This is a genomic window from Paraburkholderia caffeinilytica (assembly GCF_003368325.1).
GTDB lineage: Bacteria > Pseudomonadota > Gammaproteobacteria > Burkholderiales > Burkholderiaceae > Paraburkholderia > Paraburkholderia caffeinilytica.
In genome coordinates, this window is sequence record NZ_CP031466.1 from 3538431 (window position 1) to 3553672 (window position 15242).

The 15242-nt window shown below is 62.1% G+C and carries 16 protein-coding genes; 8 read left to right on the plus strand and 8 right to left on the minus strand.

Annotation, left to right across the window (positions count from 1 at the left end):
• Positions 1-57: 57 nt before the first annotated feature.
• Positions 58-975: a LysR family transcriptional regulator gene (locus tag DSC91_RS15565; RefSeq protein WP_115779546.1), complete on the minus strand. Its 918-nt coding sequence runs from the start codon at positions 973-975 to the stop codon at positions 58-60.
• Positions 976-1117: 142 nt separating this feature from the next.
• Here DSC91_RS15565 and DSC91_RS15570 point away from each other — a divergent pair, with 142 nt between their 5' ends.
• The gene (locus DSC91_RS15570) at positions 1118-1882 is read left to right on the plus strand and encodes an SDR family oxidoreductase (RefSeq protein WP_115779547.1); all 765 of its coding nucleotides are present in this window, start codon (positions 1118-1120) and stop codon (positions 1880-1882) included.
• Positions 1883-1904: 22 nt separating this feature from the next.
• Here the strand turns inward: DSC91_RS15570 and DSC91_RS15575 are convergent, their stop codons facing one another.
• Positions 1905-2837, minus strand: coding sequence for a LysR family transcriptional regulator (locus DSC91_RS15575; RefSeq protein ID WP_115779548.1), 933 nt, complete (start codon positions 2835-2837; stop codon positions 1905-1907).
• Between the two features lie 96 nt (positions 2838-2933).
• Here DSC91_RS15575 and DSC91_RS15580 point away from each other — a divergent pair, with 96 nt between their 5' ends.
• The 3 genes from DSC91_RS15580 (at position 2934) to DSC91_RS15590 (ending at position 4127) form a co-directional block, all read left to right on the plus strand.
• A complete protein-coding gene (locus DSC91_RS15580) occupies positions 2934-3437 on the plus strand; it encodes a hypothetical protein (protein WP_115779549.1) in 504 nt (167 codons plus the stop codon).
• A gap of 89 nt (positions 3438-3526) precedes the next feature.
• The gene (locus tag DSC91_RS15585) at positions 3527-3859 is read left to right on the plus strand and encodes a hypothetical protein (protein ID WP_229758355.1); all 333 of its coding nucleotides are present in this window, start codon (positions 3527-3529) and stop codon (positions 3857-3859) included.
• 64 nt (positions 3860-3923) lie between these two features.
• Complete coding sequence (locus tag DSC91_RS15590; RefSeq protein WP_115779550.1) at positions 3924-4127, plus strand: hypothetical protein; 204 nt, start codon at positions 3924-3926, stop codon at positions 4125-4127.
• Between the two features lie 83 nt (positions 4128-4210).
• On the opposite strand, the gene DSC91_RS15595 is transcribed toward DSC91_RS15590, so the two are convergent.
• The 3 genes from DSC91_RS15595 to pcaB form a co-directional block, all read right to left on the minus strand.
• Positions 4211-5878, minus strand: a complete 1668-nt coding sequence (locus DSC91_RS15595; protein ID WP_115779551.1) for an alkaline phosphatase family protein — start codon at positions 5876-5878, stop codon at positions 4211-4213.
• Positions 5879-6110: 232 nt separating this feature from the next.
• Complete coding sequence (locus DSC91_RS15600) at positions 6111-7526, minus strand: cation:dicarboxylate symporter family transporter (RefSeq protein WP_115779552.1); 1416 nt, start codon at positions 7524-7526, stop codon at positions 6111-6113.
• 32 nt (positions 7527-7558) lie between these two features.
• A complete protein-coding gene (gene pcaB, locus DSC91_RS15605; RefSeq protein ID WP_115779553.1) occupies positions 7559-8929 on the minus strand; it encodes a 3-carboxy-cis,cis-muconate cycloisomerase in 1371 nt (456 codons plus the stop codon).
• Between the two features lie 164 nt (positions 8930-9093).
• Here pcaB and DSC91_RS15610 point away from each other — a divergent pair, with 164 nt between their 5' ends.
• On the plus strand, positions 9094-9825 hold the full coding sequence (locus DSC91_RS15610; RefSeq protein ID WP_115779554.1) for a GntR family transcriptional regulator: 732 nt from the start codon (positions 9094-9096) through the stop codon (positions 9823-9825).
• 124 nt (positions 9826-9949) lie between these two features.
• Here the strand turns inward: DSC91_RS15610 and DSC91_RS15615 are convergent, their stop codons facing one another.
• Complete coding sequence (locus tag DSC91_RS15615; RefSeq protein ID WP_115779555.1) at positions 9950-10696, minus strand: SDR family oxidoreductase; 747 nt, start codon at positions 10694-10696, stop codon at positions 9950-9952.
• A gap of 196 nt (positions 10697-10892) precedes the next feature.
• On the opposite strand from DSC91_RS15615, the gene DSC91_RS15620 reads away from it, so the two are divergent.
• Positions 10893-11801: a LysR family transcriptional regulator gene (locus DSC91_RS15620; RefSeq protein ID WP_115779556.1), complete on the plus strand. Its 909-nt coding sequence runs from the start codon at positions 10893-10895 to the stop codon at positions 11799-11801.
• A 41-nt stretch (positions 11802-11842) separates the two neighbouring features.
• Complete coding sequence (locus tag DSC91_RS15625; protein WP_162831407.1) at positions 11843-12310, plus strand: hypothetical protein; 468 nt, start codon at positions 11843-11845, stop codon at positions 12308-12310.
• 43 nt (positions 12311-12353) lie between these two features.
• Here the strand turns inward: DSC91_RS15625 and DSC91_RS15630 are convergent, their stop codons facing one another.
• Complete coding sequence (locus tag DSC91_RS15630) at positions 12354-12791, minus strand: MerR family transcriptional regulator (RefSeq protein WP_115779558.1); 438 nt, start codon at positions 12789-12791, stop codon at positions 12354-12356.
• Positions 12792-12861: 70 nt separating this feature from the next.
• On the opposite strand from DSC91_RS15630, the gene DSC91_RS15635 reads away from it, so the two are divergent.
• A complete protein-coding gene (locus tag DSC91_RS15635) occupies positions 12862-14097 on the plus strand; it encodes an NADH:flavin oxidoreductase/NADH oxidase family protein (RefSeq protein ID WP_115779559.1) in 1236 nt (411 codons plus the stop codon).
• Between the two features lie 54 nt (positions 14098-14151).
• On the opposite strand, the gene DSC91_RS15640 is transcribed toward DSC91_RS15635, so the two are convergent.
• Positions 14152-15222, minus strand: a complete 1071-nt coding sequence (locus tag DSC91_RS15640) for a rhodanese-like domain-containing protein (RefSeq protein WP_115779869.1) — start codon at positions 15220-15222, stop codon at positions 14152-14154.
• Positions 15223-15242: the final 20 nt, after the last annotated feature.

A 15242-nucleotide genomic window follows, 5' to 3' on the forward strand; every position in this document is an offset into this window, starting at 1 on the left:
CGCCTTGCTGGGCGATCGCGGATTGCGGATGGTGGGCGGAGGTGGCGTGACACCCGCTCAACGTCCGCCATCCCGATCCCACGGCGGCACGCCGCCGAACGCCTCGACCAGGAAATCGACCACCGCGCGGATCTTGGCGCTCAGATGCCGGCGGCTCGGATACAACGCGAGTATGTCGATGTCGGGCAGGCGATACTCGGGCAATACCTGAACCAGCTTGCCGGCGCGCAGGTCGTTGCCGATCAGAAAGGTGGGTTGCCAGATCACGCCTTGCCCGGCGAGCGCCGCCGCGCGCGCCGTATCGCCATTGTTGGTATGCATCTGACAGTCGACCTTCACGGTGTGAGCCTTGGTGTCGCTGTCGATCAATTGCCACTCGTCGCCGGTGGCGGCGTACGAATAGCCGATGCATTGATGCTCGATCAAGTCAGCTGGCGTTGCGGGGTATCCGCAACGCGCCAGGTAGGCTGGCGACGCACACAGGATGTTTCTCGACGTCGCCAGCTTGCGGGCCGCGTGGCTCGTCGAACCGGCGCGCGAGATGCGAATGGCGAGGTCGTAGCCTTCCTCGACGATATCGACGACACGGTCGATCAGCGCGACATCGAGTTCCACGCCGGGATATCGGCGCATGAACTCGGGCCATAGCGGCGCCAGATGCAGAATGCCAAAGCTCACGGGCGCATTGATGCGCAACCGGCCGCGCGGTTCGACCGATGCCGACGACACAAGCCCCTCAGTCTCGGCGACGTCGTCGAGAATCGATTTGCAGCGGGCGTAAAGGGTTTCGCCGCCCTCGGTGAGCGACAGCCTGCGTGAGGTGCGATTCAGCAGGCGCGTGCCGAGGTGCGCTTCCAGCTCATTCACGTAGCGGGTCACGTTGGCGGGCGACGTCTCGAGCGCATCGGCGGCGCGCGTGAAGCTGCCGCGGCTCACCACGGTCACGAAGACTTCATAAGCGCGCAGCCGGTCCATATTCCCCCCCAACGATCATTCACAAATACTGAATGATATACCCATGTTTTGAGCCTTCCTGCGTGAGTGACTGAAGCCTATATTGCTTCTCACGGACCAAGGCACTGGGCACTGGTCGACACACTGCAGCAGGAGATTGAACATGCAACGCTTATCAGGAAAAGTCGCCATCGTCACGGGCGCAAGCGCGGGAATTGGCCGCGCCACCGCAAAACTGTTCGCCGCGGAAGGCGCAAAAGTGGTGCTCGCGGCGCGCCGCGAAGCCGAACTTGAAACGCTCGCTGCCGAGATCGTCAGCGAAGGTGGTGAGGTCGCGTTTCTGGCGGGCGACGTGCAGTCGGAGGAGTTCGCGAAAGCGCTGGTCGCGCTCGCCGTCAGCCGCTTCGGGCGACTCGACATCGCCTATAACAACGCCGGCACTCTCGGCGAAATGGGCACGAGCACGGGCGTCTCGGAAGCAGGCTGGTCGGCCGCATTGGCGACCAATCTGACGAGCGCCTTTTTGGGTGCGAAACACCAGATCCCCGAAATGCTGAAGCAAGGTGGTGGATCGATCATCTTCACGTCGACGTTCGTGGGTTATTCATTCGCGTTCCCGGGCACCGCGGCCTACGCCGCGAGCAAGGCCGGCCTGATTGGGCTGACGCAGGCGCTTGCTGCCGAGTATGGGCCGCAAGGTGTGCGCGTCAACGCGATTCTGCCGGGTGCCGTGGACACACCGATGTATCGCGACATGAACGACACCGCCGAGTCGCAGGCTTTCGTGACCGGATTGCATGCGCTCAAGCGGGTCGCACGGCCGGAAGAACTCGCCCGTTCGGTGCTTTATCTCGCGTCCGATGACTCGTCCTTTGTGACCGGCACGGCTTCGCTGGTCGATGGCGGCGCGTCGATAACGCGTACGTGATTGCTTTGACGGCGTCCGATGTTCAGGATGCCTTGTTTGAAGAGATCGCCGGGCGGCTCTTCACATGATCGATGAAGGCGCGCAGCTTCGGCGTGATCTGCCGACGGCTCGGATAGTAGAGAAACACGCCCGGTGTCACCGGCGCGAAGGGTTCCAGTACCTGCACCAGTTTGCCCGCTCGCAACCCGTCGGCGACCAACGGCTCGGGGAGCTGGGCAAGCCCCATGCCTTCGACGGCCCCGCCAAGCATGGTGGGGAAATCGTGGGCGATGAGGGGGCCGGATACGGCGATCTCGACCGCCTGGCCGTTGTCGTTGAACGACCATAGCGCGAGCGCGCCGCTGGACCGCCGCCATCGCAAGCACGCGTGCTGGCGCAGATCGTCCGTGTGCCTGGGCGGGCTGCGCCCCGCGAAGTAGGCGGGGCTGCCGACAACGACAAGACGAAACGGCGGCGTCAACGGCACGGCGACCATGTCGGCGTCGACGAACTGACCCAGCCGGATACCGGCGTCGAACCCTTCCGCTGCAAGATCGACCAGTTCCTTGCTGGTGGCGATCTCCACTTCGACCTCGGGATAAGCCTGGCAGAAGGAGGCGATCACAGGTTCCAGCAGGATGGGCACCACCGCGCGCGGCACGGAAAGACGCAACAATCCGGCGGGCCGCTGGCCAAGTCCGCGCGCAACCTCGCTCGCGGCGATCAGCTCCTCGAAGGCGGGCTTTGCTTGCGAAAGAAACCGCTCGCCGGCTTCGGTCAGGCCGACACTACGCGTGGTGCGTATGAAGAGCGCTGCGCCAATGCGCGCTTCGAGTGCACGCACCGTCTGGCTGACGGCGGACGGCGTCACCCCGAGTTCCGCGGCTGCCCGGCGAAAACTGCGATGCTGGGCAACGCTCAGAAACGCCTCCACGCCGTCGAGCGCACCCTGCCTGACTGTGAAGTTCTGCTTCATAGCCCGTCAACATTGTGATGAATAGTCGCTCGCGAAAGGCCATGGTACACCTACGCTATTCCTCAACGCGGCTGGCAACACCTGACTGGAGGCAACATGTCACCGGACCTTCTCTTCCAATTGCAACTCGTTCTGGGGTATGTCGCCGGGCTGCTTTGCTTCCGCGTCTACGCCTGGCCGAAACTCAAGTCGATGGATCCGTTCGACGCGCAACGCGCCATCGCCACCTTGCACAGCTTCCGATTCTTCGGTCTGGTCTTCATTCTGCCGGGCGTCGTCAGTCCCGATCTGCCTGCCAGCTTCGCCGTGTTCGCCGCATACGGCGACTTCGCAACGGGCGTTCTGGCGATGCTGGCGCTACTCACGGCACGAGTGCGCCAACTCTTCTGGTCGTTCGTCGTCGCCTTCAATCTTGTGGGAACGGCCGACCTCATCCTCGACTACGCCCACGCTATCCAGTCCGATCTTCCCGCGCATGCGGGCGAATTCGGCGCGACGTATGCGATTCCGATCATCTACGTGCCTGTGCTGATGATTACGCATGTGGCCGCCTTCTATCTGCTGCTGCGCTCTCAGTTCAAGGCGGTTCGGAGCTATTGATCTTTCCGTCGGTCATCGCTCAAGCTTTGGCGTTTGCGCGCCGTTATACGGTTTACAACCGCACAAGCTCAGGCAGCAGGGGACAGGCGATGAACGACGATGAGCGTCTTAGGCGTGAATTTTATGTAAACACGGCCTCCTATTGCCGGGTGATGGGCGTCGTCTCGGCCGTCACCTTCGGTCTCTACCGGGTGGAAGGCGGGGGCACGGTGGGTATGCTTTCCGTTCGCTGGGAAAAACTGGGCAATGAGGTCGTACCGCAACTGCATGCTTACTATGACAGTTGGCGCGTTCTCGCTTCGTTCTCCGATGTGCTCGCCCGGATGAGCGAAGTGGCGGGGCCATCCTGCTCGCCTGATACCTTGTGTCAGATCCTGCTGGATTGTGGCTTCGTCGATCGGATCGAGACGAGCCGGGACTGACTGGCGGCACTCAACCGTCGATCACTCGCGAGATATTAATCTTAATAGGAAGGAATTCGTAATCATGTCAGTAACGGTTCGCGTCGAGTATCAGTATTGCCAGCACGGCAAGAAAGCAGTTCAGACAGGAAACGACCTGGTGACCGTGTCGGAGAATACCAACAGCGCGATCCTCGCTACGTTGCGGCTCCTGCATCCGCGTTGGGAATCGATCAAGGTGCTCTCTGTGTCGTTGCCGACGTCGTCAGAAACGACCGAAAGCAATTAAACACAGCGTTGCCAGTGAAGCACGCCGCGCGGCATGAGCCGCGCGGCGTGCTTCCGTTCGTCTAAGGTTCGTCGAAAGCTCGTTTAAAAGTGCTCGCGATCGAACCCCGGCAGCGCACGCGTACCTTCAGCAGCGACCGAGTGCAGCAGCTCAGGCTCCAGGTCGAGCAAACGCAGGATCGTCGGCGCAACTTGCGTGGTCAGCACGCGTTCGTCGTTGGTCCGTCCAGCGTGATGGGCGTGCGGCACGTAGACCACGAGACCCAGATGGCTGTCGTCGGGCGCGTTGCCGCCGTGCTCTTCGTCCTTGGTCTTGCTCGACGTGTAGATAACCCCCGGATTCGGCTGAACGACGATGTCAGGCGTGCGTCCGCGTGACGGATCGCCAAACCAGCCTTTCAGTTGCGGGCCGTACAGAATGTATGCCTGCGGGCCGTCCGCACAAATGCCAGGCGCATTGCAGCTCAGATTGTCTTTCAGAGTCTTTACGACCGCGGACAGTTGGCTCTGATCGCGCAACCAGATCAGGCCGACGTCGTCGGTCTGCACGAACCCCGTATCGACGAGCCCCGTTCCGTCATTGAGGTTGCCGCTTTGCGTACTGTTCTGCCCGAAGTTGCCGTTCGGATCCAGATAGTTGTTCGCTTCAAGCAGTTTCGAGAGCGTGTCGCCGTTCTTGACCAGCTTCGAATGATCGGTCGGGGACTGGCCATGCTTCGCCGTGACGATGATCGCCGTCGACGAATAGAGGTTGCGCTGCTTGAGTTCGGACACGATGCGGCCCAGGGCGCTGTCCAGATAGGCAATCGCGCCGGTCACCTGCGGACCCGGCGTGAAGCTCGCGTCCAGATAGCCGCCGCCGGACGCGACCGTTGCCTTCTCGGCGACGCTCAATGTCTGGAAGTTGGTCCCGAACACCGTGGGCACGTCGGCGCTGGATTGGCCCGTCGAATCCTTGCCGTCGATTTCATTGATCAGCGACTGCACATGGAGATTGTCGAACTGTTCCGTGTGCGTGTAGATGTCCGTGTAGTTCGTGTTGGTAGCCGGATCGATCGAATTGATCTCAGTGCGGGAAAGATCGTCGACGCCTGTGCCGGACGGTCCATTGAGCCAGTCGTAGCCCCACGCATGTTTGTCCGCCCAGGCGGTGCGAGCGCCTTTCACGTTGCGTTTGACCACTTCGAAAACCGTGTTGGTCTTCAGGTAATTGTGCGGATAGACGGGCGTGCAGACGCCATTGACCAATGCGTGCGGGATGGCCTGCGGATTGAACGCGCCGCCACCGTTGAGATGGGTCAGTGCACCGCCGTTCTCGCCGTCGATACCGGTGGTCTCGTCGAATACGACATTCCAGCCTTGTTTGCCGGTGCAATTGCTATCGGACGGTGCGTAGAGCGTGCGGTCATACGATACGTCGTAGAACAGGCCGGCGGATTTGGGCGAACCGCCGGTGACGAGCGCCGCGAGGCCCGGGAACGAATCCGAAAGACCAGGCGTGTGCGCGTTGGTGTAGGTCGTTCCCGACTTGGCCAGCAACGCAAGATTAGGACACGAGTTCGAACCGATGCAGCGTGCGACGTCCTGCTCATGCAAACCGTCGAAGCTGATCAGCAGAACGTGTTTCACTGACTCACGGTCGTGATCGTGGTCATCGCCCGCGATTGCGGCCATCGAGTACAGTCCGGCCAGCAAGGCAACGCCCACGCCAATGGCGCTTTGTGCACGCTTCCATCTCCTGATCGCTTTCATTTCCCATCCTTTTAAGGTTGTCGCGAAAGATTCGGTAATCAGGGATGAATGTGCAGTGCAATTGAGTCCTCCGGATGAATCGACGCTTTCGATTCCATAACGCACCAACGATTTATGCTACGGCGAGAAAATCACGTAATAGTTTGTATTGCTTAAGGTTTCCTTAAGCAATGCGTGAGTGGTTGGAGCCAGCAGTCCCCACGGCTGGCGCTCGCTCGTTGCCTGAAAACCGTCACTGCGAAGTGCCGGCGGTCTTCATCCGTATTCCACCCGGATGCGGATTGGCGTCGCTCGTATCTTCCGGCAGCAAATTCCCGTCCCCGAGACTGGCATCGGCCCGCGCGGTCTCCGGGTAGCGCTCGGGATAGAGATGCCGCTCTGCAACGCCGGCGTCGAATGTCCGCGACCACCTGGCGATCACCACCGTGGCGAGACTGTTGCCGATCGTATTGCACGTTGCGATGGCCATCGACATGAACCGGTAAACACCGAAGATGATCGCGAGCCCCTCCACCGGCAGAATGCCCGTTGAGGTGACGGTCGCGGCGAACACCACGAACGAGCCGCCCGATACGGTCGCCGCGCCTTTGGACGTCAACAGCATCAGCAACAGCAGGCCGATCTGATGCTCGAGCGTGATGGGCACGTTGTACGCATGCGCAATGAACATCACGCCCATCGACATGAAGAGCGACGTGCCGTCGAGGTTGAACGCATAGCCTGTCGGCAATACGAGCCCGACAGTCTGCTTGGCGCAACCGAGTCTTTCGAGCTTGATCAGGAGGCGCGGCAGCGCGCTTTCCGACGACGCCGTGCCGAGCACGATGAAAATCTCGTCCTTGATATACCGCAGAAAGCGCCACAAACTGAATCCGGCCAGCTTCGCAATGATGCCCATCACGACGACGATGAACAGCACAACCACCGCATAGAAGCTGAAGACCAGCTGCGCCAGTGCGATCAGCACCGCGGTGCCATTGCTCCCTACCGAGTAGGCGACCGCGCCGAGCGTGCCGAGCGGAGCGAGTTTCATCACGAGGTTGATAAACGAAAACAATACCTCGGAGACCAGATCGAGTCCTTCGGTAATTCTCACGCGCCGGCGTTCCGGAATCGCGAGAATGCCGATTCCGACCATCACCGCAAGGACGACCACCTGCAGCAATTCCCCTTTGACAAACGCGCCGATGAAGTTGTCGGGCACAAGATGCATGACGAATTCGCCAAACCCTTGCGGCGCCGCTTTGGCCGCCGTTGCCGGCACGGCGCCGACGCTCACGGACGTCATCCCCTTGCCGGTTTGCAGCAGGTTGCCGGCGAGTAGGCCGACCATCAGCGCGATGGTCGAGACCACCTCGAAATAGACGATCGAACGCCAGCCGACCCGGCCTGCACTCTTCACGTCGCCGGCCGATGCAATGCCGTGCACGATCGTGAGGAATACCAGCGGCGCGACGCCTGCCTTGATCAGCGCCAGGAAAATGTCGCCGAGTATTTTCAGTTGCGCGCCGAACTTCGGAAACACCAGACCGACGGCAATACCGAGTACCAGCGCCAGCAACACCTGCATGCCGAGCTTGCGGTACCACGGCAGCTTCTTCGGTGGCGCGACGTTCGATGCGTCGTGTGATGCGTTTGCGTTATTCATCGTGTGCTCCTCCACGCCCTTTGGGGACGCCTTCAGATATCGCTGGACAGTTCGACAGCCCGATCGACCATGCGCGGTGCAAGGCCCAGGTAGTTGGCGGGATCGGTCATGCGGTCGATCGCGGCACGGTCGAAATGCGCAGTGACCTCGGGCAGCGCGGCGAGCGCGTCGGCAAGCGTGCCGCCGTGCTCGTTCACCGTGCGGCAGGCGTCGTAGACGATGTCGTGGGCCTGCTGGCGGCCGGTGAACGGCGCCATTCCCATCATCACGGCCTCGGCCACGATCAGCCCTTTACTGATGCCGAGGTTGTGCTTCATGCGCTCCGTATCGACGATCAATCCGCCCAGCGCGAACTTCGCTTGATGCAACGCGCCCGCGGAGAGGATGAAGCTCTCGGGGATCGCAATCCATTCGGCATGCCAGGGGCCGGTTGCGCGTTCGAAGTCCTGAATCATCGCGTCGACCATGAGGCCCGCGTGTTGACGCACTGCTTTGGCCGCGGCCAGCATCAGCTCGCTGGAAATCGGATTGCGTTTTTGCGGCATGGTGCTGCTCGCGCCGCGGCCCTTGACGAACGGCTCATACACTTCGGCGAATTCGGTCGAAGCCATGATCATGATGTCGAGCGCGATCTTGCCGAGCGAGCCGGTCACCAGGGCCAGCAGGTTGACGGCTTCGGCAAACCCGTCGCGTGCCACATGCCAGGTGGTGGCGGGCACACCGAGTTCGAGTTCTTCGGCAAGGGCTTTCTGGACCTCGAAGCCCTTGTCACCGAGCGAAGCCAGCGTGCCCGCCGCGCCGGCAAATTCGACGACGGCCACACGCGGACGCAATTGCGCGAGGCGCTCCTGATGCCGGTCGAACATCGCGAGCCAGATTGCGGCCTTGTAGCCGAACGTGACGGGTAGCGCCTGCTGCAAATGCGTGCGGCCGGCCATCGGCGTGTCGCGATGTTTCTTCGCGAGATCGACGAGGATCGCGCGCAACTCGCGTATGTCGCCTTCGATCGCGTCGAGCGCGTCGCGTACCTGAAGGGACACGGCGGTATCCATGATGTCCTGCGTCGTGGCGCCCCAATGTACGTAGCGTCCGGCTTCGCCACACATCTCGACCAGTTGATGCACGAGCGGGAGGATCGGATAGCCGACGATGTCGGTTTCCTCGCGCATGTGATCGAAATCGATCCGCTCGATGCTGGATTGGCGCGCGATCACGTCGGCGGCCTCGGCGGGGATCACCCCAACGCGCGCCTCGGCCTTCGCCAAGGCCACTTCAACGTCGATATAGCGCTGCACGAGCGCGTAATCCGAAAACAACGCGCGCATCTTCGCGGTGCCGAAGGCATCGCGAAACAGGATGGAATCGACCACGGTACTGGCCATCGGAATAGTGCGATTCGTCATTGCGACCTCTTGGAAGTGCGGAAAGGACGGACGGGATGAGGGCCAGATGGATGTGGCGCTTCGTCAATATGTCCGGACATATTGAAATTTAATATGTTCGAACATATGGAACAAGCTATGATTTACCCTGGCGTACCAAAACCCGCTTTCCATCCGCAAAAGAGATGAACAGACCGCACTTCGCCGATATCGCGCGTGACCTGACCGAAGGCATCGCATCCGGCCGCTATCCCGTCGGATCGGTGTTGCCGACCGAGCTGGAGCTGCGTGACCTTTACCAGACGAGCCGCCATACAGTGCGTGCCGCGCTGCATGAGCTGCAGCAACTCGGTCTTGTCTCACGGCGCAAGAATGCGGGGACGCGCGTCGAGTCCGCGCGGCCGAGAAACGACTTCAGGCCTTCGCTGGCGTCGGTCGACGACGTCGTGCAGTTCGGTTCAGAGCACTTGCGCCTGGTGCAGTCGACGGAGGAAATCGCCGTGACCGGCAAGCTCGCAAGAACGTTGCAATGCGCGGACGGTGCGCGATGGCTGCGCGTTTCGAGCCTGCGCATCGACGGAGACAGGCAGAGTCCGCCGATCGGTTGGACCGATGTGTATATCGATCCGGCTTACACGGAAGTTGCCCAGGCCGCGCGAACCCAACCGGATACGCTGATCAGTTCGTTGATCGAAACGCGTTATGGCCGCTGTATCGCGGAGATTCAGCAGGACGTGCGTGGCGCGCTGATTTCCGAGGAGATGGCGCAACGGCTGCAGGTCGACAAGGGCACGGCGGCGCTCGAGATCGTGCGGCGCTATCTCGACGCCTCGGGCGAGACGTTCGAGGTGTCGATCAGCGTGCATCCGGCGGAACGTTTTTCGGTTTCGATGCGGCTGAAGCGCTCCGACGCTTAGTCCGGGCACGCATTGGCGCCTGCGGACGGGTGCTTCAAGCCGGGTTCCCAAAGTCGATTTTCAGACACCTGCGTCGAGACGGCCGGTGTGCGGTCTTGTTCGACCTATCGAACGTTTGCAATCCTCAACCTTCCTGACGCGTGGGCCGGAACAGGATCTCGTTGACGTCGACCTCCGGCGGCTGGCTGATTGCAAAAGCGACCGCGCGCGCAAACGAGTCGGCGGGAATCGCATATTGTTCGTAGAACCTGCTGATAAAACCGGCGACATCCGGCTCGGTTACGCTGCTCGGGAGTTCCGTCGCGACCGCGCCTGGGGAAATGACTGTCGTGCGGATGTCGTAGGGTTTGACCTCCTGGCGCAGCCCCTCGGACAACATCAGGACGGCGCTCTTGGTGGCTGCGTAAACGGCGCTGCCGGGCCGGACGGTACGGCCGGCGACCGATGAAACATTGATGATGTGGCCGCTCTTCTGATCTTTCATGTAGGGCAACACCGCCGCGATACCGTACAGCACGCCCTTGATATTGACGTCGATGGTTCGGTCCCAGTCGTCGATCTTCAGACGCTCGAGCGGCGAGTGCGGCATCAGGCCGGCGTTGTTGATCATCACGTCCACGCGCCCGAACGTCCGTACCGCCGTGTCGACGAGTGCCTTGACGTCTTCGTGCCGGGTGACGTCGGTTGCGACTGCGACCGCTTGACCGCCATTGCTCGCCAGATCCGCCGCAAGCGTTTGAATGCGCTCGACGCGGCGTGCGCCCAGTACAAGCCTGGCGCCTCGCGCACTCAGATATCGGGCAGTCGCTTCGCCCAACCCGCTGCTTGCGCCAGTGACGACGACGACTTTTCCTTCGATATTCGTTTCCATACGCTTTTCCTTCGACCCCTCGCGAACCCGGTTTTCGCCAGACAACGGCGGGCGAGAGGGCAGAGGGGCAATCGATGTGAGGACCGCCGGCGTACCGTGAAAGGCCGCCGACGGGAGGGTTCACCCCATCCTAGTTTGTTGTTTTATTTTTAACAATGAGCGTAGAATTTCACGGGGTATTAAGGAAAATTCATCTATGCAACTGCGCGCCGGCTTATCTGAGCTGACTGCTTTCATCGCCATTGCTGAACATCGCAGCTTCCGCTCGGCGGCGCGAACGCTGGGTGTCTCGCCGCCCGCACTCAGCCATGCCGTCCGAAGTCTCGAAGAAAGTCTCAATGTGCGGTTGTTTAACCGGACCACCCGTTCGGTGGCATTGACCGAGGCTGGCGAGCATCTTCTACGGCGCGTGGGTCCCGCGCTTGCCGATCTGGAGGACGGCATCAACGAGGTCGCATCGGCAGGCAGCCGGCCGTCCGGATCGATCAGGATCAGTACGGCGGAAGCCGGAGCCCGGCCACTGATCCTTCATGTTCTCCCGGCTTTCCTCGCCGCTTATCCAGATATCCATGTCGAGATCGTTGTCGATACGCGGCTTGTCGATATCGTGGCCGATGGCTTTGACGCCGGGATCCGGATCCTTGAAGACGTGCCGCGCGACATGATCGCCGTGAAGTTCGGGCCCGACTTGCGGTTCGCCGCGGTGGCGTCGCCCGAGTATCTGTCTCGCCACGCGGCCCCCACGACGCCTGAGGAGTTGGCCCAGCATCGCTGCATCCGGTTCCGGTTCGTCAGCGGCGCGCTGTATCGTTGGGAACTCGAGCATCGCGGCAGCAGCGCGAGTATCGACGTCGCCGGGCCGATGACGCTTGGCAATACGAACCTGATGGTCGACGCGGCGTTGGCCGGGATCGGGATTGCCTGGGTTCCGGATTATCACGTTGTCGATCATTTAGCTTCCGGACGATTGATCCGTCTGCTGCCGGAGTGGTGCCCATCCCTGCCTGGCTTGTGTCTTTACTATCCGGCCAACCGGCATCCACCGACGGCGCTCAGATTATTTTCGCAAGCAGTGCGCGAATGGGCGAACGCCGATTTGCCCTAGAATGTCGCCACCGCCACGCGGCGCACATTCCAAGACCAACCATGCCACGCTACGCCTCATCGAGTTTCCGACGTGCTTCCGCCGGTATCCTGTTGGCGGCGATTTCCAGCCTGGTAGGCGGGTGTAGCGACGGGATATCGGAGACCGACGCCGCCTTCGTGACTGCCGGGACGCCGCCCCAATTCGAAACACTGCGGATGTACGGCGCGGCCTCGGACAACTACGCGCCGGGCAGCGGCGCGCATGCCGCGGGCCGGCTTCACCAGGGCTGCATGGCGATCATTCGCGCCGCGGGCCGCGATGTGCGCGAGACGGTGATTCTCGAGGACGAGCCGGGCCCATCCTTCGATCTCGATGTCACCCGTACGTCCGACGGGTGGAGCGTGACTTCGGACGGACTCACACCACCCAGCACCGATCCCGTCGGTTTCCGCACGCGCTTCACCCACTGCGTGAACGCGATCCGGGACAAATACGCAGCTGAACCGGAAAAGGCGCCGTTCAATTAAGCGTCGACCCGTGTCTGTCTCGGGCGGCCTTGCGGCGAGCGGACTATCGAGCGCTGCGTTTTGAGCGGCGCAACGGTTCCTGTTGCTGTGCCAGGAGGCGATCCGCCAACTCCGCCGCATCGACACAATCTCCAGCAGCCCACGCTTCGCTGAGCGTGGTGCGAAGCGTCCGTAGCGTTTTTCGCTGCGCGCGCAGGGCCGTCATGAGTTGTTCGATCTCGTCCAGCCGCGTATCGAGATTGTGCAGTAAATCCTCTTTCGGACATTGCTCGTCGCCGGTCATGGCCTCGCGCAACCGGTCGAGCGGGAAGCCGAGATTCTGCGCCAACTGCACCATGCGCAGGCGCCCAACGGTCTGGTCGGAGTAGACGCGATACCCATTGGCACTGCGCTCCGGCGCGGGCAGCAAGCCGCTTTGCTCATAAAAGCGGATGGCGGACGGTGCGAGGCCGGTTTTCTCCGCGAGTTCGCCGATTCTCATAACGCTTGACCTTCAAGTTGACTTGAATCTTAGTATAGCGGCATCGCTCATCCTGCAAGCGGACTTCGCCATGACTACAACGCTGTTCACCCCCATGCAGTTGCCCAACGGCAGCGTGCTGCCCAACCGTCTGGCCAAAGCGGCCATGGAAGAGAATCTGGCCGACGCCGGACAACTGCCTGGCGAGACCATCCATCGCCTGTACCGCTCGTGGGCCGAAGGTGGCGCAGGGCTCATCGTCACCGGCAACGTGATGATCGACGGCCGGGCGTTGACCGGACCAGGCGGGATTGTGCTCGAGGCCGATACGCCGCTTGAACCCTTCAGGCAATGGTCACAAGCGGCACGCAGCCGCGGCGCCCAGGTGTGGATGCAGATCAATCATCCGGGCCGGCAGGTGCTGGCGGCGATGGGCGGCAAAGCGTGGGCGCCTTCGGTGGTTCCGATGGCGCTCGGCAAGCACAGCAAGCTGTTCGCGCAGCCGAGCGCCATGAGCGAGGACGAGATCGGCGAGACCATCGGCCGCTTTGCCGCGACGGCGCACGCTGCCGAGCAGGCGGGGTTCACCGGCGTGGAAATTCACGCCGCCCATGGTTATTTGATCTCGCAGTTTCTTTCGCCGTTGACCAATCGCCGCGCCGACCGTTGGGGAGGCGATCTCGTCAACCGTGCCCGCCTGTTGCTGGACGTGGTGCGCGCGGTACGCGCAAGGGTCTCGCCGGGTTTTTGCGTGGCAGTCAAACTGAACTCCGCGGACTTTCAGCGCGGTGGTTTTTCGGAAGATGACGCCCGGCAAGTCGTGCTGTGGCTGAATGAACTGGCGGTCGACCTGGTCGAGCTATCCGGGGGCAGCTACGAAAGCCCCGCGATGCAGGGCGACACCGCCGACGGGCGCACGCTCGCACGTGAGGCCTATTTCCTCGAATTCGCGAAGGATCTGGCCGGCGTCGCCAGGATGCCCGTCATGACCACCGGCGGCATCCGGCGCCGCGCGGTCGCCGAGCAGGTGTTGAACAGCGGCGTCGCCGTCGTCGGCATGGCGACGGCGCTCGCCGTGATGCCCGATCTGCCCGCGCGCTGGCAGGCAGGCGCCGATCTGGGCGCGCCTATTCAGCCGATTGAATGGCGCGACCGGGCGCTCGCGGGACTCGCCCGCATGGCGCTTGTCAAACGCCGTCTGCGTATGCTCGGCGCGGGACGTACGGCACCTGCCCGGTATTCCGCGGTCTTGACCTTGATCCTCGATCAACTGCGCACGCGCCGGTTGACGCGGCGTTATCGGCAATGGAAGCAGGAGCAAGCTTGAAGCGGCAGTGCGGCCGCCGCGCGGCCAATGGTTCGCCATCAGTCGACACCGCCGCTACATGCTGGCGTTTTCGACGACGCGGCCTTCCGCACGCCAGCGGAGCATTCCGCCGGGAAGATTGGCAACCCGCTCGAATCCGGCTTGCCGGAGCATGATCGTGGCTTGTGCCGACCGTCCGCCGGCCCGGCAGACCGTCACGATCGGGCGGTCCTTCGTGAGTTCGGCGGCACGCTTCGCCAGCTCGCCCAATGGAATGAGCGTGGCAGCGGGGATGCGCCCCAGCGGCCCGTTGAACTCGTCAGGCTCGCGCACGTCGACGACCTCGACCGCACGCAGGTTTTCCTCGAGCCACTGGGCATTGATTTCCCAGATGCCCGCGAAGCTGCATGTCAGCGGCGCCCAATCGGGCTCCGCCATCTGCGCGGGGTAGCGCTCCGCCAGGCCGCATTTGAGGTTCGCCGGCACGGCCACGTCGATCTGCTTCGGATGCGGCAAGTGCAGATTCGTCATGTACCCGGCGAAATCGTCTTCACATAGTTCACCGCCAAGGCGTGGATTGAAGCGCCGCTCCTCGTCCACACTGGTGACCGTCAAACCGCGATAGTCGTGGGCCGGATAAAGCAGGCACGCGGCGGGTAGCGTGAAAATGTGGTTGTGGATCGCACGAAACATGGCGTGCGCGTCACCGCGCTGGAAATCCGTGCGGCCCGTGCCTCTGATCAACAGGCAGTCGCCGGTAAACGCCATGGTCTCGTTGTCGAGTACGAGTGTGATGCATCCATCGGTATGACCCGGTGTGGCACGTACGGCCAGATACCTCGCGCCGAACTCGACCTTGTCTCCGTGGCTCAGATAGCGGTTCGCGCCTTCGGCGCCGCTCGCAGCCGATATCGCAATCCGGCTACCTGTGCGGCGATTCAGCATCCATGCACCGGTCACGTGATCGGCGTGGACGTGGGTGTCGATTGTGCAAAGCAGACGTAATCCAAGCTCTTCGATCAGGGCGACATCCCGGCGCACCTGTTCGAATACCGGATCGACCAGCACGGCCTCCCGCGTGGCGCTGTCGGCAAGAAGATATGTGTAGGTCGACGATTGCTGATCGAATAGCTGCCGGAAGATCAACACGATTTCGCTCCGCGGCC